6 protein-coding genes are annotated in these 3,579 nt (G+C 70.4%); 1 reads left to right on the forward strand and 5 read right to left on the reverse strand.

Annotation, left to right across the window (positions count from 1 at the left end; all coding sequences use genetic code 11):
* The 3 genes from G6020_RS02065 to G6020_RS02075 all read right to left on the reverse strand — a co-directional run.
* On the reverse strand, positions 1 to 271 hold a 271-nt coding region (locus G6020_RS02065; RefSeq protein WP_182609507.1), incomplete at its 3' end, for a maleylpyruvate isomerase N-terminal domain-containing protein.
* Complete coding sequence (locus tag G6020_RS02070) at positions 268 to 1,134, reverse strand: acyl-CoA thioesterase domain-containing protein (protein ID WP_182609508.1); 867 nt, start codon at positions 1,132 to 1,134, stop codon at positions 268 to 270. The genes G6020_RS02070 and G6020_RS02065, both read right to left, overlap by 4 nt.
* Before the next feature lie 4 nt (positions 1,135 to 1,138).
* Positions 1,139 to 1,828 carry a TetR-like C-terminal domain-containing protein gene (locus G6020_RS02075; RefSeq protein ID WP_347238287.1) on the reverse strand — a complete coding sequence of 230 codons (690 nt, stop codon included), beginning with the start codon at positions 1,826 to 1,828 and terminating at the stop codon, positions 1,139 to 1,141.
* Positions 1,829 to 2,010: 182 nt separating this feature from the next.
* Here G6020_RS02075 and G6020_RS02080 point away from each other — a divergent pair, with 182 nt between their 5' ends.
* Positions 2,011 to 2,700 carry an enoyl-CoA hydratase/isomerase family protein gene (locus tag G6020_RS02080; RefSeq protein WP_182609510.1) on the forward strand — a complete coding sequence of 230 codons (690 nt, stop codon included), beginning with the start codon at positions 2,011 to 2,013 and terminating at the stop codon, positions 2,698 to 2,700.
* A 137-nt stretch (positions 2,701 to 2,837) separates the two neighbouring features.
* Here the strand turns inward: G6020_RS02080 and G6020_RS02085 are convergent, their stop codons facing one another.
* Entirely contained in the window at positions 2,838 to 3,176 is a 339-nt protein-coding gene (locus G6020_RS02085) for an Lsr2 family protein (protein WP_182609511.1), read from the reverse strand.
* 134 nt (positions 3,177 to 3,310) lie between these two features.
* The coding region (locus G6020_RS02090) for a CbiX/SirB N-terminal domain-containing protein (protein ID WP_277815233.1) at positions 3,311 to 3,579 on the reverse strand (269 nt) is incomplete at its 5' end.

Here is a 3,579-nt window from a genome sequence, read left to right on the forward strand (position 1 = left end):
TCGCCGCCGCCGTCGGGGCGGACTTCATGGCCTCGCCCAGGCCCCGCGAGCGCTCGTGTGGGTTCCCGTCGCGCACGGTGGCGCCGCCCCACCGGTTGACGGCGCCGAGGTGGGTGACGAGGTCGTGCAGCGTCCACTCCGGGCACGACGGCACAGGGGCGGTCGGGTCGACGGTGTCCGGGTCTCCGCCCCCGGCGAGCGCGAACCGCACCAGACCGATCTGGGCCTCGATCGCGTCGAGCATCCGCTCCCGCGTCAACCGGGCGCTCATACGCGCGTCGCCGCCTCGTTCGATCCGATCGATCCGCTGTCCTCCGTGCCCGCCCTACGGCGGGTGAAGTCGATCTGGCGTCCCGCGTTGGACACCGCCACCACGGTTCCGGTGCCGAACACGCCGTCGCGGTCGAACAGCGAGGCGCTGCCCACCGCCACCCCGGCGTCGCTGAGGTGCTCGTCGGCCTCGATGCCGATGTCGCCCGAACGGGGCAGGCGGGCCAGCGCCACGGTGAGATCGGCGTTGATGAAACCGATGCCCTCGTCGCCCCAGTGGGACATGAGACTGGTGGACTCGGCCAGGGTCACGGCCCGCTGGAACTGGGTCGCGTCCTCACCGGCCACCACGTCCAGCGGGTGCAGCCAGAACCGCTTGCGCCGGTCGTTCTGGTGCGCGCTCATGTCGCGACTCCACGCCTCCCCCTCGTCGCCGCTGCCGAAGAAGACGTTCGACCCCGGCCGGTTCTCCAACGGGTCCGCCTCCGGCGGGGCCCCCACCCGCCGGCCCGAGCGCCACACGTTGCCCGGCGGCTGCTCGCCGCGGCGCAACTGCACGAGGGTGCCCCGGGCGACCAACTTCCCCTCCTGCAGCATCCGGACGTCCGCGACCCGGATACGGTTGCCGGCCCGGACCTCCTCCGTCACCGCGACCAGCGGCTCGGTGCGGACGGGCGCGAAGAGGTCCACGGTGAGCCGGGCGGGCTGGAACCCCTCCGCCCCGTGCTCGGCCTCGAGAGCGCGGGCCGAGGCCACCACGACCGCGGGCCCGTTGACCATGGTCTCCGACCAGGCGCTGCGCGCGTACCTGGTGGGGATGTACGCCCCCGACTCGTCGAGGGTGAAGAACGAACGCTCGCTCATGAGGTCAGCCCACCATTCCGATAGAAGAAGTTGCGGGTCCGGCAGCTGTGGCCGGGCGGACTCCGCCGGCGGCCCAGGACCGCAGGATCGCCGCGAGCTGCGTCTCGAAGTACTGCTCGGCGCTCGGCGACTCACGCCACACGCTGAGTTCCAGTGACACGACCCCGTGGAGCGAGGCCCAGATCGCGGTGGCCGCCTCGTGCACGTCGGTGGCCCGGAAGACCCCCTCGTCCACCAGCGCGTCGACGATCTCCAGCAGCGGTTCCCTCCACTGCGGGTCGCGCGACTGCGGGTCGCGGCGGTCGGCGCCGACGCGGGGTGAACGGACGGGCTCCCCCACGACGAGCGCGTACAGCCCCTGGTTCTCCAGCGCCCACCGGCGGTAGGCGCGGCAGAGGGAGCGCATGTCGGTCTCGACACTGTCGTGGCGCAGCGACTCCCGCAGGGCCTCGGCGAGCATGCGATCCGCCTCCTCCGCGACTGCGGCGAGCAATCCGGACTTGCCCCCGAACATGGTGTAGATGGCCGTGGTGGAGGTGCCCTGCGAGGCGGCCAGCGGCCGCAGTCCGAGCTGCTCCGGCGCCGCTCCACGGAGCCTGCGCGTGGCCTCCCTCAGGATCCCCAGCCGGAGGGCCTCGTCGTACTGGGCGTGGGGTGGGGCGCCGGTGGTCGCGCGGAAGGGGGAACGGGTCACCCGGGCAGGGTACGACGACGACGTCGCCATCGCGTCACAACGCCGTGGCGTGTCCAGCGGAACGGTGTCATCCCACCGCCATCACACGGGACTCCCGGCCCCCACGCGGGGCGCGGTGGACGGGCGTGACAACGGTGTCCCACCTGCCGTGACGGCGTTGCCGGGGATCTACGCTGGAGTCCATGCCCACTCTGAGTCGTCACGAGTCCGTCTTCGTCCTCCGATTCTCCGAGCCGGAGGACCCGGCGGACGCCCCGGACAACGCCTTCTCCCCCGAGTTCCTGGACTCCCTCGATGCCGCCTTCGACGAGGTCGAGGCCTCCGAGGGTCCGGCGGCCCTGGTCACGACCGGGGCGGGGAAGTTCTACTCCAACGGACTCGACCTGACGGTGATCGCCTCCGATCCCGCCGGCCTGCCCGCCTATGTCTCGCGGGCCCAGCGGGTGTTCGCCCGGGTCCTGCGGCTCGAGCTGCCCACGGTGGCCGCGGTCAACGGGCACGCGTTCGGAGCCGGGGCGATGCTGGCCCTGTCCCACGACCACCGCGTCATGCGCGCCGACCGCGGATTCTGGAACCTGCCCGAAGCGCAGCTGGGGATGCCGTTCCCTCCGGGGATGAACGCGCTCATCACCACCCGGCTGCCCCACACGGTGGCGAGCACGGCCATGCTCACCTCCAAGCGCTATGCGGCGGACGAGGCGATCTCGGCCGGGATAGCCCATGAGGCGGCCGAGGCGGACGCGGTGCTCGACCGCGCGATAACGGTCGCGGCGGAGATGGCTCCGCTCCGGAGTGCCAACTACGCCGGAATCCGTACAGGACTCGTCGCCGGCGCTCTCTCGCACCTGGATGAGCCGATCACGCGACTCTGAGCGAACTATCCGGCGGACAATTCCCGCGGCTCGAGGGCGGTGATCTCGCGACTTCCGTCCGCCAACCGGTACCGCACGCGAATACACGGAAGGGCCCGCACCCCGTCTCCCGGGGATGCGGGCCCTCGCGCGTGCGATCAGTTGGCGGCGGCGTACGCCTCCATCACGTCGGCCGGGATGCGGCCGCGATCAGAGACCTCGAAGCCGTTTTCCCGCGCCCATTCGCGAATGGCCTTGGTATCGCCCGAGCCGGACTTGGCGGCGGCCTTGCGCGCCGGCCTGCTCTTGCTTCCGGTCACGCGGTGACCTGCGTCGATGTACGGGGCCATCACCTCACGGAAGGCGTCGGCATTCTCGTCGCTCAGGTCGATGGAGTATTCCTTGCCCTCGAAGGCGAACGAGATGGAATTGGCCTCTTCGCCCAGTTCCGTTCCGTCGATGTCATCGATGTACCTGACCTGGAATTGCTGAGCCATTGATTCTCCTAGCTAGGTGCGACCACTACTACACAACAGTATGCACCAGCACCGGGAAATCATGCCCGGTCACATTTGCCGGCCATTCTCGATAAGTGATCCGTTTATTATGGGATCGAGAACAGTCGGGCCGGTCAGCGGATTAAATCCGTCGAATTCTCCAGGTATAACCGGACGATCAGATCGACTATCTCCGGGTTCGCGCCGAGCGGCGGTGAGGTCACGTCCGCGCCGGCCGCCGCGATCCGGTCCGCGAAGAACCCGGGCGCCAGCAGGTGGGTCGCCACGGCCACCCGGCGATGACCCCGCTCCCTGAACCCGGTGATCGCGTCGGCGACGGTCGGAGTGGCCGCGGAGGCGAACCCGGCGGACACCGGTACCCCGAGGACCCTCTCGAGGGCCG

This window comes from Dietzia sp. B19, assembly GCF_014145155.1.
Lineage (GTDB): Bacteria > Actinomycetota > Actinomycetes > Mycobacteriales > Mycobacteriaceae > Dietzia > Dietzia natronolimnaea.

Excerpts from the sequence above, each read along its gene's own strand:
- G6020_RS02080 (WP_182609510.1), top strand. The coding sequence starts at position 2,011 with ATGCCCACTCTGAGTCGTCACGAGTCCGTCTTCGTCCTCCGATTCTCC.
- G6020_RS02070 (WP_182609508.1), bottom strand. The coding sequence starts at position 1,134 with ATGAGCGAGCGTTCGTTCTTCACCCTCGACGAGTCGGGGGCGTACATC.
- G6020_RS02085 (WP_182609511.1), bottom strand. The coding sequence starts at position 3,176 with ATGGCTCAGCAATTCCAGGTCAGGTACATCGATGACATCGACGGAACG.